Here is a 25774-nt window from a genome sequence, read left to right on the forward strand (position 1 = left end):
AGCGCCAGTGTTCCTGCTCAACCGCAATGCCTTGCACCGCCAGCCACTCACCGCCGCCGATGCCGAAACGCTTGGGGTCGCCGGGGCGGACATCGTCGAGCATTTTCTTGCTCATCGCGACAATCACCTGATAACCCCGCTGCACGGGCTGCCGGCGTTGGCTGCCGAACTCGGCCTCGGTGCCTTGCATGTCAAGGACGAGGGCTTTCGTCTCGGCCTTGGCAGCTTCAAGGCGCTGGGTGGCGCCTATGCCGTCTTCCGCCTTGTGCTGGAGGAGGCGGAGAAGCGGCTTGGCCGCCCTGTCGATGTCGGTGATCTCGATCGACCCGATGTTCGCGCTGTCGCCGCGACGATGACGGTTGCCTGTGCCACAGACGGCAATCACGGCCGCTCCGTCGCGCAAGGTGCTGAGCTTGCCGGTGCCAAGGCCGTGATTTTTGTCCATTCCGGTGTCAGCCAGGAGCGGATTTCGGCAATAGCCCGCTACGGTGCGGAGATGGTCCGTGTCGATGGAAATTATGACGATTCGGTCAGGCAGGCCGCGAAGGTCGCGGCCGACAGAGGCTGGACCGTAGTGTCGGACACATCGTGGCCGGGCTATGAGCGCATCCCTGGCCTGGTGATGCAAGGCTATACCGCGATCGTGCGCGAAGCGCTGCGCCAGCTCCGGGAACCGCCAACCCACGTTTTCGTCCAGGCGGGTGTCGGCGGCATTGCCGCCGCGGTGGCCGGCCATCTGGCCATCGTGCTCGGCGGCGCCAGGCCGATTTTCACCGTGGTCGAGCCGGCGTGCGCCGCTTGCGTTGTCGCGGCTGCCCAGGCAGGGCGCGTGGTCAAGGTGGCGCACGACCGGCCGACGGTGATGGCCATGCTTGAATGCTATGAAGCCTCGCAAGTCGCCTGGCGCGTGCTGGCACGCACCGCCGACGCCTTCATGACCGTGGATGAGGATGACGCCATCGCGGTGATGCGCCGGCTGGCACGGCCGGCCGGCAGCGATCCGTCGATCGTCGCCGGTGAAAGCGGTGGCGTCGGCCTCGCCGGAGTGATGCGGGCGGTGGCCGAAAACAAGATGGTTCTCGGGCTCGACGGCAACTCCCGCGTCCTGGTGATCAACACCGAGGGCGCCACCGACCCGCAACGTTATGCCGAACTGGTCGGCACGAGCCCGGCCAACGTGCTGGCCGGCAAGCTGGCTGCCGAGGCAACGCCATGATCGCGATCGATGCACCGCGCCTGCTTGGTCGCATCCGTGAATTGGGCGCTGTTGGTCGCGACGGCGAGGGCAGGCTGATCCGGTTGGCCGCCTCCGACACGGACAGGCTGGGCCGTGACCTCTTCGTCGGCTGGCTGCGCCAGGCCGGGCTTGATGTCGCCATCGACCGCATCGGCAACATCTTCGGCATCTGGCAAAGTGCCGACAATGCAGGCAAGGCACCACTGCTCATCGGCTCGCATATCGACACCGTCATCGATGCCGGCATTTATGACGGTTGCTATGGCGTGCTTGCCGGGCTGGAGGTGATCGAGACGCTGAAGGCATCGGGTCTTTCGCCGTCGCGCCCGCTCGCCGTCGCCGCCTTCACCAATGAGGAGGGCGTGCGCTTCTCTCCCGATATGATGGGGTCGCTGGTCTATGCCGGCGGCATCGATGTCGAAGCGGCACTCGCCGCTGTCGGCACCGATGGCAGCAGGCTGGGGCAGGAACTGGCCCGCATCGGCTATGCCGGCGATCGCGAACCGGGCTTTCTCAAGCCGCATATCTATGTCGAACTGCATATCGAACAGGGGCCAGTCCTGGAGCGCGAAGGCATTCCGATCGGCGCGGTGGAAAGCCTGCAGGGAATCTCCTGGCAGCGCATCACCATTGATGGTGTCGCCAACCATGCCGGCACCACGCCGATGTCGATGCGCTGCGACGCCGGATACGCCGCAGCACGCGTGGTCACCTTCCTGCATGACCGGGCCGCGGCCTCCAACTCGGCAACGGTTGCCACAGTCGGCACGATGCACTTCGAGCCGAACGCCATCAATGTCATTCCATCACGCGCTGCCTTCACCGTCGATCTGCGCGATCCCGACGAGCAGCGCCTGCAGGCGGAGGAGGCGGCGCTGGCGGCCTTTCTGGAACAACTCGCCGCCGACGGCATCACCGTGACGGTCGAAAAGCTGGCGCGCTTCGAGCCCGTTGTCTTCGACAGGCAAGTCGTCGAACTGATCGAGGTCTCCGCAAGGAAGCGCGGGCTTGTCTCGAGGCGCATGATCTCGGGCGCGGGCCATGACGCCCAGATGATCGCGCGCATCGCGCCGGCGGCGATGATCTTCGTGCCGAGCGCCGGAGGCATCAGCCACAATCCGCGCGAGCACACCGACGATGCCGAGCTTGTTGCCGGCGCCAATATCCTGCTTGATGTGGTCACCGAACTTGCCGAGTTCGAGGGGTGAGGAAATGGCTGGACTTAATCCCGAAACACTGAAGCGCGAGATGACGGGATGGCGGCGTGACCTGCACGCGCATCCCGAATTCGGTTTCGAGGAGAAACGCACGGCTGCCTTCGTCGCGGCCAAGCTGCGCAAATTCGGCCTGGACGATGTCGTCGAGGGGATCGGCGGCACCGGTGTCGTCGGCACGTTGAAACGCGGCAGCGGCAACCGCGCCATCGCGCTGAGGGCCGACATGGACGCGCTGCGCATCGCCGAGCAATCCACCGCGCCATATCGCTCCGGCAACCCCGGAACCATGCACGCCTGCGGCCATGATGGCCACACAACGATGCTTCTTGGCGCGGCAAAACTGCTGGCCGAGGCGGGTGGTTTCGACGGCACCGTACGCTTCATCTTCCAGCCAGCCGAGGAGTGGGGCAGGGGAGCGCTGGCCATGCTGATGGCCTGATGGAGCGGTTTCCCTTCGACGAGATCTTCGGCTTGCACAATATGCCCGGCCTGCCCGTCGGGCATTTCGAGACCCGTGCCGGCCCGGTCATGTCGGCCGAAGACAATTTCGAGATCGTGCTCAGGGGGGTGGGCGGCCACGCCGCGCGGCCGCATTCGGGTCAGGAAACGCTGGTCGCCGCCTGTGCACTGGTCGTCAATCTGCAGACCATCGTCGCGCGTCGCCTGAGCCCTGCCGACATATCCGTCGTTTCGGTGACCGAACTGGTTACCGACGGCACTCGCAATGCACTGCCCGGTCTTGCCCGCATCCTCGGCGACGCGCGCAGTTTCCGCCCCGAGGTCAGTGCCGAGATCGAACGCCAGATGCGCGTCATCGCCGAAGGCACCGCTGCCGCCTACAATGTCACCGCCGTGGTCAACTATACCAGAGAGTTCGTTGCGCTGCGCAACGATGCCGAACTGGTCGACGCGGCCTTCGCCGCCGCCAAGAACGTCTTCAAGCCGGGCAGTATCGCGGTCGCCCGCGAGCCAATGACGGCGTCGGAGGATTTCGCCCGCTTCCTCGATCACGTGCCCGGCTGCTTCGTCTTCCTCGGCAATGGCGAGGCCTCGGCGCCTTTGCACAATCCGACCTATGACTTCAACGATGAGGGGCTGTTGTTCGGCGCCAATTTCCATGTCGCCATCGCCAGGCAACGGCTTGGGATTTGAACGGTGATGGATACATTCGGCGCGCTTTTGCCGGGGAAAAACGCCCGGGAAAGCCGGAAATCCGCGATGTCGCATGACGCAGGGGCAAGACTCAGCTAGCCTCTGTGTCGCGGCGGACCTGATATCCGCCTGGCCGGCGCTATCAGATTACCTCCCAAGCGGCGCCGGCCTTCTTCCTGGCGTCTCTTGTCTTGCTAAATTAGCAATCCTTAAATTTAGAATGTTCGCCATTGCAGGAAGTTAGGGTTTTGCTGGCATGGAAGCGACGGACTTTCGGGGATGCTTGCAGGACACAGATGCGCGGGCGGAGCTGGATAAAGGCGTTGCGTCAGGAGGAGGCCCTCCAGGTTCGTGCGCGCATCGCCGAGCTCGAAAGGGACCTGACGGCAGCGTCCCCAGCCCAAGGCCGTCAGCAACGGCATGAAGCGGGGCATGAATTGCGCAATGCGAAGTTCCGCCTTGAACGCCTCGAGGAGTGCATCGCGGCGATGCCTTGATGCTCCGGCCCAAATCTTGTTGTACGGAACATCATCTCAATTGCCGACACTGCCTGCTTTGGTAACAGAATTGCCGGGGACATAAAGGCTTTGTCTGGCATCCGGGGCCTTCGTCGGCGGCAGTTTGTTGTCGCAGGCCGAGACAGTCGCCAAACCGATCAAAGCCACCAGAACGAGGCCCAATCTTGGCTTTTTCATCGCTATCGCCTCCAGCCTCACAACGATGCGGTGCCGGTTTGGTTGCGAATTTCGCGTCGGGAACAAAACGTCATATCTGCGGTTGATCTCCATCAAAGGAGAACCGCTGCATGTTTCGTTTGCTTCTGGCAGGCACCTTTGCCTTTCTCGCCTATCGCCTCGCTCGCAAGATAATCGATGAGGTGCCCGATAACGTCGATCCGCTGCTGCTGCCGGCGCCAAAAAGTGATCGCGAGGCACTGCGCCGCCAATCGGCGGCGATGGGTGTCGATCCGAGACGGTAGCCCGTCGTCACGCCCGCTTCTATGTTGCGAACAAAGCGGAAACGATGCTTGATGGGCGATGAACCTCGCCGCCCGTGATTCGCCCTTCCTGGAATCGACCGCCCAGCCCGCCTATCTCGCCCGGCTGAACGATGCCCAGCGCCAGGCCGTCGAGCACGGTGACGGCAAGATCGCCGGGCCGCTTTTGGTCATTGCCGGCGCCGGCTCCGGCAAGACCAACACCCTGGCGCATCGTGTCGCTCATCTGATCGTCAAGGGCGCCGACCCGCGCCGCATCCTGCTGATGACTTTTTCGCGGCGCGCCGCATCGGAAATGGCCAGGCGCGTCGAGCGCATCGCCGGCGAGGTGCTTGGCCGCGACGCCGCGGTGATCACCGATGCGCTGACCTGGGCCGGCACCTTTCACGGCATCGGTGCAAGGCTGTTGCGCGACTATGCGCTGGAGATCGGGCTTGATCCGGCCTTCACCATCCATGATCGCGAGGATTCTGCCGATCTGATGAATCTCGTGCGCCATGAACTCGGCTTCTCGAAGACCGAAGCGCGTTTCCCGACCAAGGGCACCTGCCTTGCCATCTACTCGCGCGCCGTCAACGCGCAGACGCCGCTCGGCGAGGTGCTGGGGTCCGCCTTTCCCTGGTGCGCCGGTTGGGCGGAGCAGCTGAAGCAATTGTTCGCCGGCTATGTCGAGGCCAAACAGGCGCAAAACGTGCTCGACTACGACGACCTGCTGCTCTACTGGGCGCAGATGACGGCAGAGCCGGAAATCGCGGCGCATCTGGGCGCACGCTTCGATCATGTGCTTGTCGATGAATACCAGGACACCAACCGGCTGCAGGCTTCGATTCTTATGGCGCTGAAGCCCGACGGCGCCGGGCTGACAGTGGTCGGCGACGACGCGCAGTCGATCTATTCGTTCCGTGCCGCCGAGGTGCGCAATATTCTCGATTTCCCCCGCCAGTTCGCGCAGGCCGCCGATGTGGTCATGCTGGAGCGCAATTACCGCTCGACGGAGACGATTCTCGCAGCCGCCAATGCGGTGATTGGCGAGGCTCCGGAACGCTTCACCAAGAACCTGTGGTCGGAGCGTAAATCCGCCGACAAGCCGAGACTGGTGAGCGTGCGTGACGAGGTCGAGCAGGCCAATTTCGTCTGTGACACAATCCTGGCAGAGCGCGAGGCCGGCACGGCGCTGAAATCGCAGGCGGTGCTGTTTCGCGCCTCGCACCACAGTGGGCCGCTCGAAATCGAGTTGACGCGGCGCAACATCCCTTTCGTGAAGTTCGGGGGCCTGAAGTTCCTCGATGCCGCGCACGTCAAGGATGTGCTGGCGGTGCTGCGCTTCGCCGAAAATCCGCGCGACCGCGTCGCCGGCTTTCGGGTGCTGCAGCTCATGCCTGGCATTGGCCCTTCGGCCGCCGGGCAAATCGTCGAGACCATGACAACGGCACTGGACGAGGCGATGGGCCTGGCGGGATGGCGTCCTCCGCAACGCGCGGCGGACGACTGGCCGGGCTTCGTTGAGCTTTATTCCGCGCTGCGGGCCGGCGCCAAATGGCCGGCTGATCTCGAACAGGTCAGGCTCTGGTACGAGCCGCATCTGGAGCGTATCCACGAGGATGCGATCACGCGGCGGGCCGACCTGTTGCAGCTCGAGCAGATCGGGTCGGGCTATGCCTCGCGCGAGCGTTTCCTGACCGAGCTGACACTCGATCCGCCCGACGCGACCAGCGACCAGGCCGGACCGCCGCATCGCGACGAGGACTATCTGATCCTGTCGACCATCCATTCGGCCAAGGGCCAGGAGTGGAAGAACGTCTTTGTGCTCAACACGGTCGACGGCTGTATCCCGGCCGATCTCGGTGTCGGCACCAAGGAGGACATCGAGGAAGAGCGCCGGTTGCTCTACGTGGCGATGACGCGGGCCAAGGACAATCTCAGCCTGGTCATGCCGCAGCGCTTCTTTCCGCACGGCCAGGCGGCGCGGGGAGACCGCCATCTCTACGCCTCGCGCACCCGCTTCATCCCGGCTTCGATCCTGGGTGCGTTCCAGCAAATGTCGTGGCCAGGCGTGCAAGCGGCGCAGGGCAGGGCACCCCGGCCGGAGGTGCGCGTCGACATCGGCGCGCGCATGCGCGGCATGTGGAAATAGGCGAAGGCCATGGCGCAATCGCCGGTCAGGATTGCCATCGCCGGCGCGCTGGCTCGCATGGGCCACCGGATGGCGGAAGCGTCACCGGCCCGCGTCCCGCCGGCGAGATCGGTTTTGCGGTGACGCGTGGCGGCAGCATTGTCGGCGAACACAGCGTCGGTTTCTGTGCCGAAGGCGAGCTTGTTACCCTGTCGCATGCGGCCGGCGACCACGTCATGTTCGCCCGTGGCGCCATTGCCGCTGCACTCTGGGTGGCGGGACGTTCACCTGGCGAGTACGACATGCGCGATGTGCTGGGGCTGAGCGCCCGGACATGAAATTGCGAATATTTTTGCCTCGTGGCTGAAAGCCAGCTGAAAGCTTGGGCATGTCATGACAGTTTTTGCGGTGTCACCGCATGTCCGGCCCACGACGGTCGGCGAGGGAGGAATGCGGCGCGGCTTCACAGCGCGTCGCCCAAATGGAGGAAGTTTTGTGACCGGTTTCATCTCGAAGTGCGCCTTGCGCACAGCCGCCTTGACGCTTGCCATCACCGCCACGGGCGCCACAGTGGCATCGGCGGCTGACGAAAAGATCTCCATCATGGTGGGTGGCTACGAAAAGCAGATTTATCTGCCCGCCAAGCTCACTGAAGCTCTCGGCTACTTCAAGGACGAGGGTCTCGACGTCGAACTGCTGAATGAACCGGCTGGTGTCGATGCCGAAAACGAAATGCTGGCCGGCGCCGTGCAAGGGGTTGTCGGTTTCTACGATCATTGCATCGACCTGCAGGCAAAGGGAAAGTTCGTCGAATCCGTTGTCCAGTTCAGCCAGGCTCCGGGCGAGGTCGAACTCGTTTCGGCGAAGCATCCCGAAATCAAGTCTCCCGCCGATTTCAAGGGCATGAACCTCGGTGTCACCGGCCTCGGCTCGTCGACGAACTTCCTGACCGAGTATCTGGCGGTAAAGAACGGCTTGAAGCTTGGTGAGTTCACCTCGATCCCCGTCGGCGCCGGCGACACATTCATCGCTGCCATGCAACAGGACAAGATCCAAGCCGGCATGACGACCGAACCCACCATCACCCGGCTCCTCAAGACGGGCGAAGCCCGCGTCCTTATCGATATGCGTACGATGGAAGGCACCAAAGTCGCGCTCGGCGGCACATACCCGGCCGCATCTCTCTACATGCAAACCGAGTGGGTCGATGCCCACAAGGATGTTGTGCAGAAGCTGGCGAATGCCTTCGTCAAGACGCAGAAGTTCATCAACAGCCATAGCGGCGCTGAAATCGCCGACAAGATGCCGAAGGACTACTACGTCGGCGACAAGGAAGCCTACGTGAAGGCCCTTGATGCCGGCAAGGGGATGTTCACCCCCGACGGGATCATGCCCGAAGGCGGCCCGGAGACGGTGCTGACCGTTCTTTCGGCGTTCAAGAAGGAACTGCAAGGCAAGCAGATCGACCTGTCCAAGACCTACACGACGGAATTCGTCAAAAACGCCAAGTAATGGACCGTGCCGGCGCGATGGCCGGGCCTCGCGGCGGGTGGGGTCAATTTTCGCGTCCGGCGGCAATGGCCGGCGGTGGCGTTTGCTCGAACCAGGAGCTCCACGATGGCCCCTCAAGAAAACGAACAAGACCAGACCACCCCGGCGATTGAACTGATCAATGTCAGCCGCCGCTTCCTTTCGCCCACGGGCAAGTCGCTCACGGCGCTGCGGGATTTCACCATGAGCGTCCGGCGCGGCGAGTTCGTCGCCGTCGTTGGTCCGACCGGTTGCGGAAAATCCACCACGCTCAACCTGATCACCGGATTGGCGACTCCAAGCGCCGGCGAGGTCCGCGTCATGGGCGCGCCCGTCAAGGGCATAGACCCGCGCATCGGCTTCGTGTTCCAGACCGACGCGCTGTTTCCCTGGCGCACGGTGATCGACAATGTCATGGCCGGACCGCTGTTTCGCGGCAAGCCGAGACCGCAGGCCCAGGCGGCCGCGCGCGACTGGCTGGCACGTGTCGGTCTGGCGCGCTTCGAGCACCACTATCCGCACCAGCTTTCCGGTGGCATGCGCAAGCGCGTGGCGCTGGCGCAGACCTTCATCAACGGCCCCGAGATCTTGCTGATGGACGAACCTTTTTCCGCGCTCGACGTGCAGACGCGTGTCCTCATGCACGAGGAACTGTTGCGTCTGTGGTCCGACGCCAAGGCATCGGTGGTCTTCGTCACCCACGATCTTGAGGAAGCGATCGCACTGGCCGACAAGGTCTATGTGCTGACCGCCGGGCCGGCGACGGTGAAGTCGGTCTACACGATCGACCTGCCGCGTCCCCGCATTGTCGCCGACATCCGCTACCAGCAAAGCTTCATCGACTATTCGCGCACCATCTGGGCCGATCTCAAGGAAGAGGTCGAGACCAGCTATGCCCGCGCCGCCGCGTGAAGGAGGACACTATGACCGATGCCGCCATCGACATCAGGGCAGGAAGCTTCCGGCCGGGAACTTCCGACGCCGAAATCGAAGCCGCCGCCGCCAGGGCGGCGCAGCATCGCCGCCGCACGGTGATCTTCTGGCGCCTTGCCATCCTCATCGCCTTCCTCGCCGCCTGGGAAATCGCCGGGCGCAAGGCCTGGATCGACCCGTTCTTCTATGCCACGCCGAGCGCGATCGCACAGAGGCTCTATGCGTGGACGACGGAAGGCACGTCCGAAGGGCCGCTCTGGTACCATCTCTATGTTACCATGGAAGAGTCCGTACTCGGCTTCGTGACCGGCTCGGTCGCTGGCATCCTGATCGGCGTCGCCCTCGGCCGCAACCGCATGGCCGCCGACATCTTTTCCATCTACATCAAGGTGATCAACTCCATCCCCCGCGTCGTGCTGGCACCGATCTTCATCATGATCCTCGGTCTCGGCCTTGCCTCGAAGGTGGCGCTGGCCTTCGTAATGGTGTTCTTCGTCGTCTTCCACAACGCCTTCCAGGGCGTGCGCGAGGCCGATCGCGCGATGATCGCCAATGCCCGCATCCTCGGCGCCTCCGACTGGCAACTGACCCGCTCGGTGATCGTGCCGTCGGCGATGAGCTGGATCTTCGCCAGCCTGCATGTCAGCTTCGGCTTCGCCATCATCGGCGCCATCGTCGGCGAATTTGTCGGGTCGCGCTATGGCATCGGGCTCTTGATCAACATCGCCAAGGGTTCGTTCGATGCCGCCGGCATGTACGCCGCGATCGTCATCATCATGGTGGTGGCGCTGGGCGCGGAATACCTGATGACGATGGTTGAGAACCGGCTGGCGAAATGGCGTCCGCAGCCGTTGCACGAAACGCAGTAAGCGGATCCAAACTGGGCAGGGTTTGCTTTTAGCTAGCCGCCTGCCAGCGGCAGCCGCACCTCGACCATCAGGCCGCCGGCCGCGCCATCCGCAAGAGTGACGCGGCCGCCGGCATTCTCGACCACCTCGCGCACGATGGCGAGGCCCAGCCCACTGCCTTCCTCGGTTGACCCAGCGATGCGGTAGAAGCGCTCGAACACATGGTCGCGTTCGTCGGCGGGTATGCCTGGCCCGTCGTCGCTGACCGTCAGCACGGCCTCGCCATCGGCGAGGAGCTTGACGGTGACGGTGCCGCCCGCCGGTGTGTAGCGCAGCGCATTGTCGACGAGGTTGACGATCATCTCGCGCAGCATGGTGCCGTCGCCGATGACCGGCACGGCGCCGGTTTCATCGAGACCAAGATCGATGTTGCGATCGATGGCCCTTGGCGCGTGCGTTTCCAGCACCTGGCGCGCGGCTTCGGTCAGGTCGATGCGGTCGGCGCGTGGCCGCCGGCTGCCCGGCTCTGCGCGCGACAGGGTCAAGAGCTGTTCGGCCAGCCGTGCCAGCCGTCCGGCACTTGCCTGCAGGGCGACAAGCGCTTCCCGGCGCGCATCGACGGCGTTTTCGCGCAGCGCGTAGCTCGCCTGCGTCGACAACAGCGCCAGCGGCGTGCGCAACTGGTGCGCGGCATTGGCGATGAAGCGGCGTTGCGCCGCCATCTGTGCCCGCACCCGCTCCATATAAGCGTTGAGAGCTTCGACCAGCGGCCGGATCTCGTTCTGCGCGCCGGCGACTTCGATCGGGTCGAGCTCGCTGCGTTTCGACGAACGCACGGCGTCGCGCAGCCTGATCAGCGGCGCCAGTCCACGCCGCAGGCCGAGCAGCACGAAGACGCCGGCAATCGCCACCAGCGCCAGTTGCTGGGCGAAGGCACTGAACCAGAGATGCCGCACCATCGCGTCATGGCCGGCAAGCGTGACGCCGACGGAGACCGTTATCGGCGAATCGGCACCGGCGCCGACCACCGCATGCGTGAATGTAAGCAGCCGCAGCGCCTGGCCGCGGTAGGTAGCTTCCATGCTGGGGTGTCCCGGCGCCTGGGGCAGCCCGGGATAGCCTGTCAGCAGCCGTCCGCCCGCGGTCTCGACACGGTAGTAGACCCTGTCGCGGTCGCCAGTGTCGAACATTTCAAGCGCTGCCGGCGGCACCGTGGCGTTGAGTACCCCGTCGGTCATGGCCACCTGCTCGGCGATCATCCGTGCCGACCCGACCAACATCCGATCCGTGATCAGATCGGCGGTCGCCTGGGCGCTGCGGTGACTGGTCCACAGATTGACGGTGGCAAGCCCGGCGAGCGGCAGCACCACCCAGGCCAGAAGCTGCAGCCGTAGACTGTTAATCCTCATGGCACCCAATTGTCATGACGCCCAATCTTCATTGCGCTTAATCCTCATGGCGCAAGAGATAGCCGAGGCCGCGCAAGGTGGCGATCTGGACCCGCGACCCTTCGAGCTTCTTGCGCACACGGTGCACATAGATCTCGATGGCGCTGGGGTCGGCGTCGGTCTCGAAATCGTAGATCGCCGCCGACAGGGCGGCCTTGCTCACGGTTCGTCCGGCCTTGACCATCAATTGTTCAAGCACCGCGTGTTCGCGCGGCGTCAGTGACAGTGTCTCGCCAGCGAGTGAAAACAGCCTCGTGTTGGTGTCGAAGACGAGATCGCCGCAGGCAACGACAGGCGCGGTCCGGTCGTTGGCGCGCCGCAACTGCACGCGGATGCGCGCTTCGAGTTCCTCGATCTGGAAGGGTTTGGCCAGATAGTCGTCGGCGCCTTCGTTGAGACCCTTGACCCGTCCGTCGAGGCTGGCGTTGGCGGTCAGCACGATCACCGGCACCCGGTTGCCGCGCGCCCGCAGCATGCGCAGCACCTCCAGCCCGCTCATGCGCGGCAGCGCAAGGTCGAGGATGACCAGCGCATGGTCGCCGGCCGCCAGCGCATGCTCGACATCCTCGCCGTCATGGACGATGTCGACCACATAGTTTGCCTGACGCAAGGTCTTGCCCAGCCAATCAGCCAGTTCGCGATTGTCCTCGACAAGCAGCAGCCGCATTTCTCTAACTCTGTCCCGGGCAGCACTTCATGCTGAAATTCCGTCCGCCTCTTTGACCGGCACAGCCGGATCGCGTTCCATTGACGGGCGTCTGCAAGCGATAATATCGATCCCGTCGCAAGGCAAATGCGGGAGATTGAAGGACCGTCTGGTGGGCTTGGCCCGCCGCTCTTGTGCGCAAGAGGGAGGCCCAGCCGGTATCGTCTTGAGCGCCAGTCTTCGCGCTCGGCACCAAAAAGCTTCCATTTTGAGGAATAAAACCGGACGGCCTCGGGTCTTGTCCTCAGCGGAACCGTCCTCCCAAGACGCCGCCTAACGAATGAAACAGGAGATTGAAATGAACAAGATCGCTCTGGCTATCGCCGCCATCCTCGTTGCTGCCGGCGCCGCCTTTGCCGGCAGTGACCATTATGGTTCGGACACTGCCAACCAGCCGCTTGCTGCGGTGGCTGGCGTCGATCATGCCGTCACCGGCGCGGTCAAGACTGCGGATATGGCCGGGCACAAGGCAGCAGCCGATACCAAGATGAAGACCACCACCGACTGGCCGGAACCGGGCCAGGGCATCTGGGGGAACTGACGTCTTGAGACGGTGTGCAGCAGGCTTGACGGAGTCTAGCTCAGATCCTTCGGGCGCAGGCAATGTGTCAACCGCGCCGACGACAGGCCAGACCAGTCGCCTTCGAAGACGAAGCGCCCAAGGGCCGCTGTCGGGAACTTTTCCTCCAGCCTCTTGCGCGCCTTGATCTCCGACGTTGGCGCGGCAAGCTGTTTCGCCAGGTTCTCCAGGCCTGGATTATGGCCAACCACCACCAGACAACCGCTCGACGGGTCGGCTTGACGAATCTGGCCCAGAATATCGGCTGCTGAAGCTTCGTAGAGCGCTTCGGCGAACGCCACCCGCGGGTGCACGGGCAACTCTGCCGCCACCAGCCGCCAGGTGTCGCGGGTGCGCAGCGCCGGCGATACCAGCGCCAATTCCGGCAGCCAGTCGCGCGCCGCAAGCTCGCGGCCCATCAATCGGGCGGCCTTCAACCCGCGATCCGCCACGGGCCGGTCGAAATCATCGAGATCAGGGTCGTCCCAGCTCGATTTGGCATGGCGAAGCAAGAGGAGTTGTTTCATGGCCGCGTTCTCGGCTCAGGGCGTAATCCGCGCCAGATGCTCAAGGTCGGCTTCCTCGCGCAACGGGTCGGGTGCCATCACCACCGAAGTGCCGTTGTCGGCGTCGTCGGCAAAGTGGGCAAGCACGGTTCGGCCGGCCTCCATGCACGCCTTTCCCTCGGCGACCAGTCCTAGGGCCAGAGGATAGAGCCTGTGCTCGGCCTTCAGCACCCGGGCGGCCAGCATATCCGCATTGTCGCCGACCATCACCGGCACGGCCGCCTGGGCGATGATCGGGCCGTCGTCCATTTCGGCTGTGACGAAATGGACGGTGCAGCCGTGGATGCGAAGGCCGGCTGCGAGCGCTCTTGCATGGGTGTCGAGGCCCTTGAACGCGGGCAGCAAGGCGGGGTGGATGTTGATCATGCGGCCCTGCCATTTCTCGACAAAGCCGGTGGTGAGCATACGCATATAGCCGGCCAGCGCCACGATCTCGGCATTGAATGCCTTGAGTGCCGCGTCGATCGCGGCATCATGCGCCTGCTTGCTGCCATGGTCGGCACGGGAAATGACCTGCGTGGCGATGCCGCGGGCCTTGGCGATGGCGAGCCCAGCGGCATCCGCCTTGTCGGAAATGACGCCGACGATCTCGGCCGGGAAGGCCGGGTCGCTCGCCGCCGCGATCAGCGCCGTCATGTTGGAGCCACGTCCCGATATCAGAACGACGGTGCGTTTCCTCCGCGTGCTCATAGGCCGATCGAGCCCCGATAGATCACTCCGGCGTCGCGGCGCGGCACGATGCGGCCGATCGGCGTCACCGTTTCGCCGGCTTCCTGCAGCACCGCGGCGACCTGCGCCGCCTGGCCGGACGCCACCGCCAGGATCATGCCGATGCCGCAATTGAAGGTACGCATCATCTCCTCCGGCGCCACGCCGCCGGTCTTGGCCAGCCAGGAGAAGACCGGAGGCACGTCGATCGCCTCGAGATCGAGTTCGGCCGAGAAATCCCTGGGCAGCACGCGTGGAATGTTTTCCGGGAAGCCGCCGCCGGTAATGTGCGCCAGCGCCTTTATGCCATGCGTGTTGCGGATCGCCTTCAGGATTGACTTGACGTAGATACGCGTCGGTTCGAGCAGCGCCTCGGCCAGTGTGGCCTCGTCGTTGAACGGCGCCGGATCGCCCCAGGCAAGGCCGCTGGCGGCAACGATGCGGCGAACCAGGGAAAAGCCGTTGGAGTGGACGCCGGAGGAGGCGAGGCCCAAAAGCACGTCGCCTTCGACAATATCGTCGGTCGGCAAAAGCTGGCCGCGTTCAGCCGCACCCACGGCAAAGCCGGCAAGGTCATAATCCTTGCCTTGATACATGCCGGGCATTTCCGCGGTCTCGCCGCCGATCAGCGCGCAGCCGGCCTGCCGGCATCCTTGGGCGATGCCGCCGACGATCGCTGCACCCTGGTCGGGATCGAGCTTGCCGGTGGCGAGATAGTCGAGGAAGAACAGCGGCTCCGCGCCCTGCACGACGATGTCGTTGACGCACATGGCGACGAGATCGATGCCGATCGTGTCGTGCTTGCCGGCATCGATGGCGATCTTGAGCTTGGTGCCTACGCCGTCATTGGCGGCCACCAGAACCGGATCGGTGAAACCTGCAGCCTTGAGGTCGAACAGGCCGCCGAAACCGCCGATCTCGCCGTCCGCGCCCGGCCGGCGCGTGGCGCGCACCAGCGGCTTGATCTTCTCGACCATCAGATTGCCGGCATCGATGTCGACGCCGGCCTCGGCGTAGGTGAGCCCGTTCCTGCGCTTGCCCGTTTTTTGCTGGCCAGTTTCGCGCTTGCTCATCGCAATTTTCCTGCTCGTTTGCGGGCTCTTCGCATGAACGGTTTCTGTCCGCAAGGATAAGGGCGGAAGCGGGCGCCATTTGGCCCGACAAAAGCGTGGATAGCCGGGGCATCGCACGCGGCGTTTGCGGCTAGCCAACCTGCTTCTTCCTTGCCTCGGCTCTCCATCTGCCTCATCTATCTCAAGGCAAAAATACGGCGGGACAATGCGTTGACCATCCCCAACATGATCACCATCCTGCGCCTTGTCCTGGTGCCCGCGGTGGTGCTGGCGATGCTGCAGGCGCGCTGGGACTGGGCCTTTGCCGGGTTCGTCATCGCCGGCGTCTCGGACGGCGTCGACGGCTTCATCGCCCGCCGTTTCAACCAGCAGTCCAGGCTCGGCGCCTATCTCGATCCGATGGCCGACAAGCTGCTGCTGGTGTCGGCGTTCGTCGTCATGGGCCTCGCAGGCGAACTGCCGCTGTGGCTTGTCATCACCATGGTGTCGCGCGACGCGCTGATCGTTTGCGCCGTATTGCTGTCTACCGTCATGGCCCATCCGGTCGAGATGAAGCCGCTTCTGGTGTCGAAGGCCAATACCGCCATCCAGATCGTGCTGGCGGCGACTGTGCTGGGAGAGCTCGCCTTTGCCACGCACCTCGACCCTCTGCGGCCTGCCCTCATATTGCTGTCCGGGGTCTTGACCGTGGCTTCGGCCACGGCCTATCTCGTGACTTGGCTGAGGCATATGAGCGGCTATGGCGAAAGCTCCACTCCGGACATCTGAGAAAGAAGCGGCAGTGATCGAAGCTGCGGCTGCCGATCTTGCCGCGTCTTCCGCGTTCCGCCGGCAGATCTTCTTCTGGCTCGCCGGCGCGGCGATCCTGGCGCTTTTCCTCTATGTTTTCAGCGCCATCCTGCTGCCTTTCGTCGCCGGCATGGTGCTCGCCTATTTCCTCGATCCCGTCGCCGACCGGCTGCAGCGGCTCGGCCTGTCGCGCTTCATGGCGACGGTGGTCATCCTCATCACCTTCCTCATCGTACTGGTGCTGGCTTTCGTCATCCTCATTCCGGTTCTGGCCACCCAGATGGCCGATTTCGCCGGCAAGCTGCCGGAGTATCTGACCCGGCTGCAGAGCCTGATCACATCCTTTGATCCGAAGTGGCTGGAACAGAAATTCGGCGTCAACGCCAATGGCTTGCGCGACGGGCTGAACTCCTTGCTGACCTCGGGCTTCGGCCTGCTCACCACGGTCTTCACTTCGATCTGGAGTTCCGGCGTGGCGCTGGTTTCGGTGGTCAGCCTGTTCGTGGTGACGCCGGTCGTCGCCTTCTACATGCTGCTCGACTGGGATCGCATGGTGGCGGTCATCGACAGCTGGGTGCCGCGCGACAATGTCGCGACCGTGCGCGCCATCGCGCGCGACGTCAACACCGCGACCGCCGGCTTCGTCCGCGGCCAGGGTACGCTCTGCCTTGTCCTGGGCGCCATGTATGCCACCGGCCTGACGCTGACCGGCCTGAATTTCGGCATTCTCATCGGTTTGTTCGCCGGACTGATCTCTTTCATCCCTTATGTCGGCTCTCTAACCGGACTGGTGCTGGCCGTTGGCGTCGCTTTCGTGCAGTTCTGGCCGGATTGGACCATGATCGTCGCGGTGGCGGTGGTCTTCTTCATCGGCCAGTTCATCGAAGGCAACATCCTGCAGCCCAGGCTGGTCGGCAAAAGTGTCGGCCTGCACCCGGTGTGGCTGATGTTCGCGCTGTTTGCCTTCGGTGCGCTGTTCGGCTTTGTCGGCTTGCTGATTGCGGTGCCGGCATCCGCCGCCGTCGCCGTGCTGGTGCGCTTTGCCATAGCCCGCTATCTCGAATCGCCGCTCTACAAGGGCCATTCGACACAGCCTTTGCCGCCGCTGCCAGCCGATCGCGGCGGGGGCCACCGCACGCAGTCGCGTGGCTGAAGTGACCGCCCAGCGAACCGATCCGCCGCGCCAACTGCCGCTCGATCTCGGCCATGGCACTGGCTATTCGCGGGACGAACTCGTTGTCTCCGGCACCAACCACCAGGCGGCGGCGCTGGTCGACCGTTGGCCGGACTGGCCGTCGCCGGTGGTGGTGCTGGCCGGTCCCGCCGGTTCCGGCAAGACGCATCTCGCCTCAATCTGGCGTGCGCGTGCCAACGCGCTGGCTGTGGATGCCAGGCGCATTGGTGACAGCATCGCCAATCTCGGCGCTCGCCCTGCGCTGATCGACGATGTCGATGCAGGGGCGATTGACGAACAAGGCCTGTTCCATCTTATCAATGCGGTGCGTGGCGCCGGCTCGACGCTGTTGTTGACGGCGCGCCGCTTTCCTCTGGCCTGGGGTGTTTCGCTGCCGGACCTTGCGTCACGGCTGAAGGCGGCGGCGACGGTCGAGATCCATGAGCCTGATGATCTCCTGCTCGCCGGCGTCATCACCAAGCTGTTCGCCGACCGCCAGGTCGAGGTCGAACCGCATGTGGTGCAGTATCTGGTGCGGCGCATCGAACGCTCGCTGGCGACAGCAATGCGCGTGGTGGAGCGGCTCGACCGCACCGCGCTCGAGCGCAAGATGCCGATCACCAGAGCGTTGGCGGCCGAAACGGTCAGCGCCATGGATGAGGGGCAGGGCGAGTTCGAGATCTAGAGCAGTTCCAGGAAAGGTGTGAAACGGTTCTGTCCGGAATTGCGTCAAAACAAGAGTTAGGCCGGCCTCGATATTCATCCGGCCTGCAAATGGCGGTTCGTTGTCCCCAACTGCCGTCCCATTTCGGGAAACAGCAACTGGCATCCATCTTGCAACGCAAGCTTGCCGGCTGATCCCGGTCCTGATTGCGCTCCAAATCAGGTGCGGGCTCGCCGGGCACGAGGCGGTTGGGGTTCTCGCCTGGCGAGCTCGCTTTCAAATGCATTGGGCGATTGCCGATGCTCAGACTGCGGAACGTGCTCAACCGCGGCGGTAGCCGGCGAGTTGGGCATCATCGACGTCAGGCAAATTGATCACGATGTTCTCGGGGGTTCGGCAGGCCAGCCACCACAGTTCCTCCGTCGTGCTCATATTGGCCTCGAGATGTGGCAGGAACGGCGGCACGAACATGAAATCGCCCGCCGATAACTCGACGAACTCCTGATAGTTCTCGCCGAAATAGATACGGGCATTGCCCGACAGCAGGTATGCGCCGGTTTCAGCTTCGCCATGGTGGTGTGGCAGCGAACGAAAGCCGGGCGCGTTGCTTGCCTTGCCGAACCACAGTCTTGTCGCCGAGGTGTGTTGCGGCCCGACACCGGTCACCAGCGCCATGCCCCCGGACTGGCTGGTCTTGTTGCTCTCTTGGCCCTTCCGGGTAATCACCGGCCTGTTGTTTGCCGCCATTTCGAAGCCCCCCATTGCCGTCTTCAGACTTGCACCAGAAAATTGTCGCGGCAAGCCCACGACCGGAAGCGGCGCAAGGTGGCCAGACGGTCACGCCGAGGCTATCGGTACTGCGTTTCGAGAAGGATGGTCGGAGTGGAGAGATTCGAACTCCCGACCCTCTGGTCCCAAACCAGATGCGCTACCAGGCTGCGCTACACTCCGAGGCCATGCATTGCGTTGGAGTCCCTAGTGTTTCGGGTTCCTCAACGCAAGCGATAAATTCACTGCCTGCCGCCAATAGAGAACAGAAAGCACCCGAAAGACAGCGAGGAAGGCGGAAATTCCCACAACAGTCCCACCGTCGTTCTTCGTGGAACGGTCATTTATGAGCGGGGAGCGCTTGAAAAAGGAATCCTGTCGCTAAGCCCGCAGGCGATCGACGGGCAGTCGCAATCGAGACAGAACACGAAGCAAGCTGGTTGTTGCGAAGGTGAATCGGGGAGGGGACCCTTTTGGCCGGTTCCCAGATCCGGGGCGATTTGTTGACAACAGATTCATGTTCCCGTGGCCTAGACTGCGTGTCAGGAACCGGACTTCCTTGCCTTCTTCCATACAACCTTGCCGCGCCATCCAGGGAGGGAACACTCTGTGGGCAGCAGCAAAGCGTACTCTCTCTCCATGAGAGATAGCTAGCAACTAAGCCTTGGGCTTGGTCTTTTTCAACGTGACCGGAGGGCCGTAAGCAGCGGTCGCCTCTAAGAATATGACGCCTTTCCGCTCAAATGCGTTCCAGATTTTTTGGATTGCGTCATGGGGGACGCTCTTGTCGGCGCTTTCAATTCGAGCGACCATCTGACGGCTCACTTTGGCCAGTTCCGCCACCGTGTCTTGGCGGATATCTAGCAGTGCTCTTGCGGCGCGAAACTGCCGAGCGATGTCATCAATGGACTCCATATTGGCATGAGGGCGGGACGATGGTTTAGGTTGTCAACAGATGCGGCAAGCTTCCCACACAGTGAGAATTCAGTAGTCTCTGTGAGAATGATTCTTGCCATGGGCGCGGCATGATAATTGGTCATGAAAGCGGATTTGAACTTTGTCCGGAGTCCGAGTGTACGGTGGGTGTGTAGATTGACTTCCCCATCCCGCATTCGCCGCACCGCTCTGCGCTCGTCACGGACGAGTTGCTCCCGTTCGCTTCTTCGTCCTCATCGTCCGAACGTGGCACCGTCGGCGGTAGGTGACCCTCCAGCCAGTCTCCGCTCATCGGCTTACCTGTCTGAGAACTGAAACCCAATCTTCCTAACCAGACCCTTTCGAATGCGCATCGCGGGTCCATTTGACTTCGTCTCCGGAAGGAACTCAACGCCAAGCTCCTCCAATGCCGCCTGGACGCGCAGACTTATCTCCAGGCCTACTGGCTCCCGTGCCTCGATCCGGACAATTGAGCGAGTGCTCACACGCGCCTTGTCGGCGAGTTCTTTTGGGGTGATGTCCAGGAGCGCGCGGGCCGCGCGAAGGAAGTCATATGATGCCTGCATGTCAGAAGTTTTACCCGTAGCGAAACGGGAAGACCAGGTATCCTGTTGATAGGCGTCACGACGCCGATCAAGGCGTATGGACGCCTGACCCCGGGCGCCGTATCTATCGGGCCGTTGATTCCCCGAATCAAGGATTCGAACCCAAGCGGATCCTGGATCGGAGCAAGGAGGCACCACCGATGTTGCTGTTTGGCCGCGCAACGCCAACCGATGAGATGTTGACCTTTCAGGCCGACCGCCTTGTCGCCTTGGCCGCCGATTTGGAGCGCGTCCGCCGTGGCGCGCCTCCGGAGGCAATGGCCGATGAGGAAGCCCCCATCCTCGATCGGTGGATCCTTGCCCAAAGGATTGTTCCCTCCCTGGCCGGGCTCTCGACCGGCCATCCCAAACTCGGCGGCGCGAACCGGCTGATCGGCACGTCGGATTTGTGGCTGCTGTCCGAAGATCGGACTTGGGCGCGAACGCTGAGCAGGTGGTACAGACTCGGACGTCCTGCCGAACAGTCTGGCCTCGATTCTTGAGGACGGGCCATGACAACCAAGGCTTCGACTTTCGACCGTCATTTCGACCGCCGCCTGAAAGCAGCGAAAGCCGGGTTGCATCTTCCGAGCGAGGAAGAATTGCTGCGCGGCATGGCGTTCTTTGGCGATAGGCTCGAGCACGATATCAGGGAATATTCAAGTCGCCTGTCACGACGAATGAGGAAACGCGGTCGCGTCGAACTTTTGCCCCTTGCCAGTTGTCTTGATGATCTTGCTGTCGAGCAATCCGAGGAGGGCATCAAAAGTGTAGAGGCCGCGCTCGTCGTTGCCGAAGCCGTAAAGGGAATCCCGGCCGAGGCCTGCCGCCTGCGCTGTCAATTCTACCTTGCCTCGTTTGGCGATCCGCAGGCGGCAGCTGCGGTAGCCGGCGAAGCGGCATCGCTGGCGATGCGCGACTTCAATGAGGGCAAAGGCCCGCGAATGCTTTGGCGGGCGCTCGCGTGGAGCGCTCTGTCACGTACTCTCATCTTTACTCGCTACGTCGACAGCTTCCATGTCTCACGGACTTCGCTGTTCCGGATGCTTCTGAATTATGAAGCCGAGTTCAAGTCGGCAATCCAACGCGCACGGCTGGTGGACGGACCAACGAAGAAGGACGCGTCGGCGAAGGAGGCGTCGAGAGATGACGACATCGAGGACCTCTCCGTAGACGATGCGGAAGCCGAACCCGCGCCGAATAATTCGGTGGTTGTCATTCGCTCCATCGGCAACTCGACCACATCGGAAGGAAAGCGCGTATCGGTCGAGTTCCAAAAATTCGTGCAGCGCGGACTGCCGCTTCCAGCTGCGTCTGACCTGTCCATTGCTCGCATGCAGCTTGTGTCCGAATTCCCCTGGGTCGGGTCGGTGGCCGACGACATCCTGACCCGCCTCGTCGGCAGGGGACATGTATACGTACAACCAACAATCCTGGTCGGCTCGCCTGGATCCGGCAAGACCCGCTTCGCGAGAAGGCTGATCGAGGAACTCGGGATCCCGTATGAACTGGTTTCCTGCGGCGGCTTGAGCGACAGCGCCGTCGGCGGTACCGCGCGCCGATGGTCGTCGGGTGAACCGAGCCTGGCCATTATGGCGGTGCGCCGCCACGAATGCGCTGGGCCAGCGATCATCCTCGACGAGATCGAGAAGGTGGGCACCAGTCGCCACAACGGCAATGTGCATGATGTCCTGATCGGTTTGCTCGAGAAGGAAACATCGCGGCGCTGGTTCGATCCCTACGTCGAGGCTAACTGCGATCTCTCGCATGTGTCCTGGGTGATGACGGCGAATGAGGTGGGAAGTGTCCCGGCGGTGATGCGGGATAGATGTCGGATCCTGCGGTTTCCAGAACCTGGCCCGGACCAGTTGCCGTTGCTGGCATCCCGCATTCTGGAACGCCTCTACTTCGAGGCAGGGCACGATCCGCGTTGGGTAACGCCGCTCGAAGGATTCGAACTCGCAGCGCTGGCCAACAACTGGCCAGGCGGGTCGATCAGGAAACTTGAGCGGCTCGTCGAGAAGCTTGTCGAGGCGCGTGAACGCCATTGGGGCCGGCAATGAGCTGGCGCCGGGAAAACAATCGGCAGCGATAGGGGCTGGAACAGGAGGCAACTGAATGAATGCTCGCGAAGCAAGAGGCTTTCTGCACCGACCCCGCAATGAGGTGGAAGGATCATCGCTCGTCGATCATCCGCCCCAGGGCAGATCAAAGCAGCACTTGATTGAGCGCGGGATTCCTATGGCGAATCCCTCGGCGCCTGCATCACAGCGGCCACTCGCGTTCGGCAGGTACATGGCCAGCGAAGCGCTGCTCGGGCTTCTTGGCCATACTGAAAGCTGCCTCGCCCTCATCAGGGCCGGCCCCATCGCTTCCTGTGACTGCGGAACCGCGCACATGGAGGATCCAGCGATCGCCCTCGAGGTGACGAGGCATTATGCCCGCATAGCCATCGCGACCGGGTGGCCGATCCCGACGGTGATCCTCGACCTGCTGACCTGCCACGTCATGGACGCAAACCCTGCCTGTACCGAGTTGGCGGAATGGCTTGAGGCGACTGGTCTTCTCGACCTCCCGCCGCAGGCGAACGACCGCGAGGGTTCGGACCGTTCATGAGCCATGGCTGGGACGCTCGGCCGGCGAGTTCCAAGGGGTACAGCAATGACCGAAAGGATTGGAAATGACAGCGCCAGATGAACCAGATGAAGATGTGACTGGAATGGACCAACGTTGCGTACCGCCGTTGTCTCGACAGGCTCGTTCCAAGAGGAAGACAAGAGCGATCGAGGCTGCGGATGAAAACAGCCTTCCTGCTGAAGGACCCACTGACGCTCTTGGCAGCGCGGATGGCATGCTCAAGGACTCCCAGCTTCTACGGTCGCTTCAACTGCAGTTCCGGATGTCGGTACATGAAGCTGCGCATGCCGTGGCGCGCCTCCATTTAGATCTTGGAAGCATCGTGAAGATCACCATCGAGGCGCCGGAAGGCGGCTATGTTGCTGGAACCATGTCGGGAGAGCAGACCGAAGCGATGCTCACGGGCGTTCTCATCGCAGCACTCGCGGGCCGCGCGGCGGAGGAAAAGATCGTGGGGTCGGTCGCCGCAGGGTCCGGCTCTGAGTCCTGTGATCTTGCGGCTGCAACCGCATTGGCATTCGACATGGAGACTGTGATGGGTTTTTCGAAGAAATGGCCGCTGCTTCACCGCAAAGTCGAGGATCGGGCATCGACGCTCGCGACCGACCACGAACTGGCGGCGCGAGTGAACGCCCGGCTAGAGAGCGCCTATGCCGTCGCCCGGAAAATGGTCGTCAACCAGGAGATCGCGATCGATTTCCTTGGCGAAATCTTGCTGGCACGAAAGACGCTGGAGGGAGATGAACTCGACACCGTGCTCCAGCAAGTGAAGCAGCGGATCGTTGCGACGCCAGAGTGATCGAAAAACGGTCGCAAGACACCGCGGTCACGTTTGCAGGATTCGTGGAGTTTTGGCGCGCCCGCGTGAATGAAATCAAGGTTTCGATCCCATGAAGCTATGGTTATTCTCTGACGTGCATCTTGAATTTGCCGATCTGCGGCAGCCGATGACCATCCCGGATGCAGACGTCTGCGTCGTCGCGGGAGATCTTTGCCGCGCTCCCGCCAACGGTGTTCACTGGTTGGGCAAAAACGTCGCTCATGCGATGCCGTGCATCTATGTCGCCGGCAACCACGAATTCTATAAAGGCTCGATCAAAGAGGGGCTGGAAGACGGGCGCGCGGCAGCCGCGCAGTTCCCGAACGTGCACTTCTTGGAGAACGATTTTGTCACGATCCACGGCGTCCGTTTCATCGGCGCGACGCTCTGGACCGACTATCGGATCGAGGGGCATCCGGAACTCGCCATGGTCTACGCGCGCGAACGCATGAACGACCACAGGCTGATCGCAAAACAGCGCAATCCTTGGCAGCGTTTCGTGCCCGAGACGGCGTTTCGGATGCATCAGGACTCCCGTCGGTTCATCGATGTCGCGTTGAAGACTGATCGGATCGCCACGGTCGTCGTGACACATCATTTGCCGCACGCGAAATCGGTTCCTTCGAGATTCAAGGGCGACCTGCTGAATGCCGCCTATGCGAGCGACCTGTCCAGAGTCATCGAAGACGGACGTCCTGCTCTATGGGTGCACGGGCATACTCACGACACCTGCGATTATCGGGTCGGAAGCACGCGCATTGTCTGCAATCCGCGCGGCTACGATGACGAGAACATCGCATTTGATCCGGCGCTGGTCGTGGGAGTGTAGCAGCGAGGCCGCCATCGACTAATGCAGGTCGTGCCGCTTGGCAGATCAATCTGAACAAAATTGTGGTTGCCGATATCACCGAATAGGCGGCAGCGAACGCCCACAGGATCATCCCCGCGTAGCTCAATCGGGCATTCTGGGTTTACATCGGCAGCCAGGTACCTAGTTGTAGAATCTCGCGCCGTGCACCTGAGTGCGTGGGATGATCGAGAACGGGGCCGGCCCGCGATACAGCGTATCTACCGCGAGGCTGGTATGCGCAGAGACGGGAATGATCGCGCCAGGACCAAGCCTCGCGGCGGCATGTGGTTCACCAATGCCAAGTACGATTGCAACAAGGGCACGCTATTTACCCCTTGCCGGTGGTGAGGCTTGGGAAGCCATGTCAACGCGCAGCGCTGATTACAAATGGAGTTACCTTGTGGATGGCTCTTCGGCGACACAGGTAGCGCGGTTTGCGTGCTCGAAAGCCGGGCTGAAACTGCACGTATCGAGTTGACGGGTCGTATGCCGCTGACGGCTTGGAGGGTCCCAACCAGTAGCCTAGCGGTCAGGTAGGAAGTACATTGCTCATTCGCGAATCGTCGCGACGGAGAGCACTCCATGTCAACTGGTAAAACCCAGCCGGTCCATCCAATCAGCCAGAAACCGGTCCATATCGAAGAAAAGGGCCTGAGCAGCGCGAACCTGCAAACAGCCTTGCAGCAACAGCCGGCGTCTACCGCCACAAGCCAACAGCCGAAGAAGTAGCTAGTGCCTACTTGGTGGACAGAGTTTGTTCCCACGGTAGCCTTATTGATTTCTGCTGGCGCGTTGATTTTCAACGCACTCAATGTCAGAGCGTCAGCCAAATCCAAGGATCTGGAGTGGCTGTTCCGTTATCTTGCGGACATGCGTGGTATGGAAGGTAAGCTTCTATCCAGCGCCACCGAAAGTGAACGACAGAGTACCTTTGTCGAATTCGCCAACTATCTTGAAGTGTGCTGCTACGCTCACAACAAGAGTCTTTTTCCCAAACTTACCAAGGCCATGGTCACCGACAATTTGGTGAACTCAATCGCCATCATTGAAAATTCGACCTACGCCGCTTCCTTTGAACGATTGCTTACGTCATCGCAAACTTTCGACAGCCTGGCCACGTTTAGGCGACGGCATCGGAAGCCGATTTCCCATGCTCAACTGGCGATCAAAAGCGCTGCGCCTGAGATCGAAGATGTCCCCTCCCGGTCGGATGCCTGATGCCAATAGACCGCGCCCTTTGGAAGAGACCGCTGTCTAAGAACTATGCGCCAGCATGGCCTTGCCCGTCATGCCGCGACGGAAAAATGCGCCTGAAACGCGAGACCCTACACTATGAGGAAACGGCTGAATCGCGAGCAAGGCACGGCGAAGAGGGCTTTGACGAAGTACTAGAGCAGAATCTGATCACTCTGGCTCGTAACCTGCGGCGCTGAAGTAGTTTGTGCATTGCTCGGCGGTGAAGCGT

The 25774-nt window shown here is 62.5% G+C and carries 26 protein-coding genes, 1 tRNA gene and 2 pseudogenes; 20 read left to right on the forward strand and 9 right to left on the reverse strand.

Annotation, left to right across the window (positions count from 1 at the left end; translation table 11 throughout):
- Positions 1 to 7: 7 nt before the first annotated feature.
- From FJ548_RS22760 to FJ548_RS22770, 3 genes and pseudogenes are all read left to right on the forward strand, one after another.
- Positions 8 to 1216: a diaminopropionate ammonia-lyase gene (locus tag FJ548_RS22760; RefSeq protein WP_140779019.1), complete on the forward strand. Its 1209-nt coding sequence runs from the start codon at positions 8 to 10 to the stop codon at positions 1214 to 1216.
- Positions 1213 to 2445 (forward strand): Zn-dependent hydrolase, encoded by a 1233-nt coding sequence (locus tag FJ548_RS22765; protein WP_140696316.1) that lies wholly within the window; start codon positions 1213 to 1215, stop codon positions 2443 to 2445. Before FJ548_RS22760 ends, FJ548_RS22765 begins: the two co-directional genes overlap by 4 nt.
- Positions 2411 to 3606 (forward strand): annotated as a pseudogene (locus FJ548_RS22770) (M20 aminoacylase family protein). Before FJ548_RS22765 ends, FJ548_RS22770 begins: the two are co-directional and overlap by 35 nt.
- 533 nt (positions 3607 to 4139) lie before the next feature.
- Here FJ548_RS22770 and FJ548_RS29970 read toward each other — a convergent pair.
- Positions 4140 to 4301, reverse strand: a complete 162-nt coding sequence (locus tag FJ548_RS29970; RefSeq protein ID WP_181168876.1) for a hypothetical protein — start codon at positions 4299 to 4301, stop codon at positions 4140 to 4142.
- A gap of 110 nt (positions 4302 to 4411) precedes the next feature.
- Between FJ548_RS29970 and FJ548_RS29975 the strand changes: the two genes are divergently transcribed.
- The 6 genes and pseudogenes from FJ548_RS29975 to FJ548_RS22805 all read left to right on the forward strand — a co-directional run bounded on the left by FJ548_RS29975 (position 4412) and on the right by FJ548_RS22805 (position 10048).
- Positions 4412 to 4585 carry a hypothetical protein gene (locus FJ548_RS29975; RefSeq protein WP_181165651.1) on the forward strand — a complete coding sequence of 58 codons (174 nt, stop codon included), beginning with the start codon at positions 4412 to 4414 and terminating at the stop codon, positions 4583 to 4585.
- Positions 4586 to 4643: 58 nt separating this feature from the next.
- A complete protein-coding gene (locus tag FJ548_RS22785) occupies positions 4644 to 6737 on the forward strand; it encodes an ATP-dependent helicase (protein WP_140696310.1) in 2094 nt (697 codons plus the stop codon).
- Between the two features lie 68 nt (positions 6738 to 6805).
- A pseudogene (locus FJ548_RS22790) lies at positions 6806 to 7054 on the forward strand (dihydrodipicolinate reductase C-terminal domain-containing protein); the annotation flags it as partial.
- A 157-nt stretch (positions 7055 to 7211) separates the two neighbouring features.
- Entirely contained in the window at positions 7212 to 8228 is a 1017-nt protein-coding gene (locus tag FJ548_RS22795) for an ABC transporter substrate-binding protein (RefSeq protein ID WP_140610797.1), read from the forward strand.
- 105 nt (positions 8229 to 8333) lie between these two features.
- Positions 8334 to 9158 carry an ABC transporter ATP-binding protein gene (locus FJ548_RS22800; protein WP_140610796.1) on the forward strand — a complete coding sequence of 275 codons (825 nt, stop codon included), beginning with the start codon at positions 8334 to 8336 and terminating at the stop codon, positions 9156 to 9158.
- A gap of 11 nt (positions 9159 to 9169) precedes the next feature.
- Positions 9170 to 10048, forward strand: a complete 879-nt coding sequence (locus tag FJ548_RS22805) for an ABC transporter permease (protein WP_140696304.1) — start codon at positions 9170 to 9172, stop codon at positions 10046 to 10048.
- 32 nt (positions 10049 to 10080) lie between these two features.
- Here the strand turns inward: FJ548_RS22805 and FJ548_RS22810 are convergent, their stop codons facing one another.
- A complete protein-coding gene (locus FJ548_RS22810; protein WP_140696301.1) occupies positions 10081 to 11436 on the reverse strand; it encodes a sensor histidine kinase in 1356 nt (451 codons plus the stop codon).
- 37 nt (positions 11437 to 11473) lie between these two features.
- Positions 11474 to 12142 (reverse strand): response regulator, encoded by a 669-nt coding sequence (locus FJ548_RS22815; RefSeq protein ID WP_140610794.1) that lies wholly within the window; start codon positions 12140 to 12142, stop codon positions 11474 to 11476.
- A gap of 337 nt (positions 12143 to 12479) precedes the next feature.
- Here FJ548_RS22815 and FJ548_RS22820 point away from each other — a divergent pair, with 337 nt between their 5' ends.
- Complete coding sequence (locus FJ548_RS22820; protein ID WP_140610793.1) at positions 12480 to 12722, forward strand: DUF680 domain-containing protein; 243 nt, start codon at positions 12480 to 12482, stop codon at positions 12720 to 12722.
- A gap of 35 nt (positions 12723 to 12757) precedes the next feature.
- Here the strand turns inward: FJ548_RS22820 and FJ548_RS22825 are convergent, their stop codons facing one another.
- From FJ548_RS22825 to purM, 3 genes are read right to left on the reverse strand one after another with little or no spacing between them, the layout of a single operon-like run.
- Positions 12758 to 13267 carry a histidine phosphatase family protein gene (locus FJ548_RS22825; RefSeq protein WP_140696298.1) on the reverse strand — a complete coding sequence of 170 codons (510 nt, stop codon included), beginning with the start codon at positions 13265 to 13267 and terminating at the stop codon, positions 12758 to 12760.
- 15 nt (positions 13268 to 13282) lie between these two features.
- A complete protein-coding gene (gene purN / locus FJ548_RS22830) occupies positions 13283 to 13996 on the reverse strand; it encodes a phosphoribosylglycinamide formyltransferase (RefSeq protein WP_140696294.1) in 714 nt (237 codons plus the stop codon).
- A complete protein-coding gene (gene purM / locus FJ548_RS22835) occupies positions 13993 to 15087 on the reverse strand; it encodes a phosphoribosylformylglycinamidine cyclo-ligase (RefSeq protein WP_140696291.1) in 1095 nt (364 codons plus the stop codon). Before purM ends, purN begins: the two co-directional genes overlap by 4 nt.
- Positions 15088 to 15297: 210 nt before the next feature.
- On the opposite strand from purM, the gene FJ548_RS22840 reads away from it, so the two are divergent.
- Genes FJ548_RS22840 through hdaA form a run of 3 tightly spaced genes read left to right on the forward strand, consistent with a single transcriptional unit; the run spans position 15298 to position 17735 of the window.
- Positions 15298 to 15855, forward strand: coding sequence for a CDP-alcohol phosphatidyltransferase family protein (locus FJ548_RS22840; RefSeq protein ID WP_140611369.1), 558 nt, complete (start codon positions 15298 to 15300; stop codon positions 15853 to 15855).
- Positions 15827 to 17029, forward strand: a complete 1203-nt coding sequence (locus FJ548_RS22845) for an AI-2E family transporter (RefSeq protein ID WP_140611367.1) — start codon at positions 15827 to 15829, stop codon at positions 17027 to 17029. Before FJ548_RS22840 ends, FJ548_RS22845 begins: the two co-directional genes overlap by 29 nt.
- Position 17030: 1 nt before the next feature.
- Complete coding sequence (gene hdaA, locus FJ548_RS22850; protein WP_140611391.1) at positions 17031 to 17735, forward strand: DnaA regulatory inactivator HdaA; 705 nt, start codon at positions 17031 to 17033, stop codon at positions 17733 to 17735.
- Between the two features lie 300 nt (positions 17736 to 18035).
- Here hdaA and FJ548_RS22855 read toward each other — a convergent pair whose 3' ends face one another.
- The 3 genes from FJ548_RS22855 to FJ548_RS22865 all read right to left on the reverse strand — a co-directional run bounded on the left by FJ548_RS22855 (position 18036) and on the right by FJ548_RS22865 (position 19397).
- The gene (locus FJ548_RS22855; protein ID WP_246673410.1) at positions 18036 to 18476 is read right to left on the reverse strand and encodes a cupin domain-containing protein; all 441 of its coding nucleotides are present in this window, start codon (positions 18474 to 18476) and stop codon (positions 18036 to 18038) included.
- Between the two features lie 112 nt (positions 18477 to 18588).
- Positions 18589 to 18665, reverse strand: a tRNA-Pro gene (locus FJ548_RS22860).
- Between the two features lie 474 nt (positions 18666 to 19139).
- A complete protein-coding gene (locus FJ548_RS22865; protein WP_140779021.1) occupies positions 19140 to 19397 on the reverse strand; it encodes a helix-turn-helix transcriptional regulator in 258 nt (85 codons plus the stop codon).
- A gap of 766 nt (positions 19398 to 20163) precedes the next feature.
- On the opposite strand from FJ548_RS22865, the gene FJ548_RS22870 reads away from it, so the two are divergent.
- From FJ548_RS22870 to FJ548_RS22895, 7 genes are all read left to right on the forward strand, one after another.
- The gene (locus tag FJ548_RS22870; protein WP_140779022.1) at positions 20164 to 20505 is read left to right on the forward strand and encodes a DUF6634 family protein; all 342 of its coding nucleotides are present in this window, start codon (positions 20164 to 20166) and stop codon (positions 20503 to 20505) included.
- A 9-nt stretch (positions 20506 to 20514) separates the two neighbouring features.
- Positions 20515 to 22065, forward strand: coding sequence for an AAA family ATPase (locus FJ548_RS22875; protein WP_140779023.1), 1551 nt, complete (start codon positions 20515 to 20517; stop codon positions 22063 to 22065).
- Positions 22066 to 22120: 55 nt separating this feature from the next.
- Positions 22121 to 22618 carry a hypothetical protein gene (locus tag FJ548_RS22880; RefSeq protein WP_140779024.1) on the forward strand — a complete coding sequence of 166 codons (498 nt, stop codon included), beginning with the start codon at positions 22121 to 22123 and terminating at the stop codon, positions 22616 to 22618.
- A 64-nt stretch (positions 22619 to 22682) separates the two neighbouring features.
- A complete protein-coding gene (locus tag FJ548_RS22885) occupies positions 22683 to 23438 on the forward strand; it encodes a hypothetical protein (RefSeq protein WP_140779025.1) in 756 nt (251 codons plus the stop codon).
- A gap of 91 nt (positions 23439 to 23529) precedes the next feature.
- The gene (locus tag FJ548_RS22890; protein WP_140779026.1) at positions 23530 to 24288 is read left to right on the forward strand and encodes a metallophosphoesterase; all 759 of its coding nucleotides are present in this window, start codon (positions 23530 to 23532) and stop codon (positions 24286 to 24288) included.
- Between the two features lie 603 nt (positions 24289 to 24891).
- Positions 24892 to 25038 carry a hypothetical protein gene (locus FJ548_RS29980; protein WP_179298263.1) on the forward strand — a complete coding sequence of 49 codons (147 nt, stop codon included), beginning with the start codon at positions 24892 to 24894 and terminating at the stop codon, positions 25036 to 25038.
- 3 nt (positions 25039 to 25041) lie between these two features.
- Positions 25042 to 25527: a hypothetical protein gene (locus tag FJ548_RS22895; protein ID WP_140779027.1), complete on the forward strand. Its 486-nt coding sequence runs from the start codon at positions 25042 to 25044 to the stop codon at positions 25525 to 25527.
- Positions 25528 to 25774: the final 247 nt, after the last annotated feature.

This window comes from Mesorhizobium sp. B2-4-17 (assembly GCF_006441275.1).
GTDB lineage: Bacteria > Pseudomonadota > Alphaproteobacteria > Rhizobiales > Rhizobiaceae > Mesorhizobium.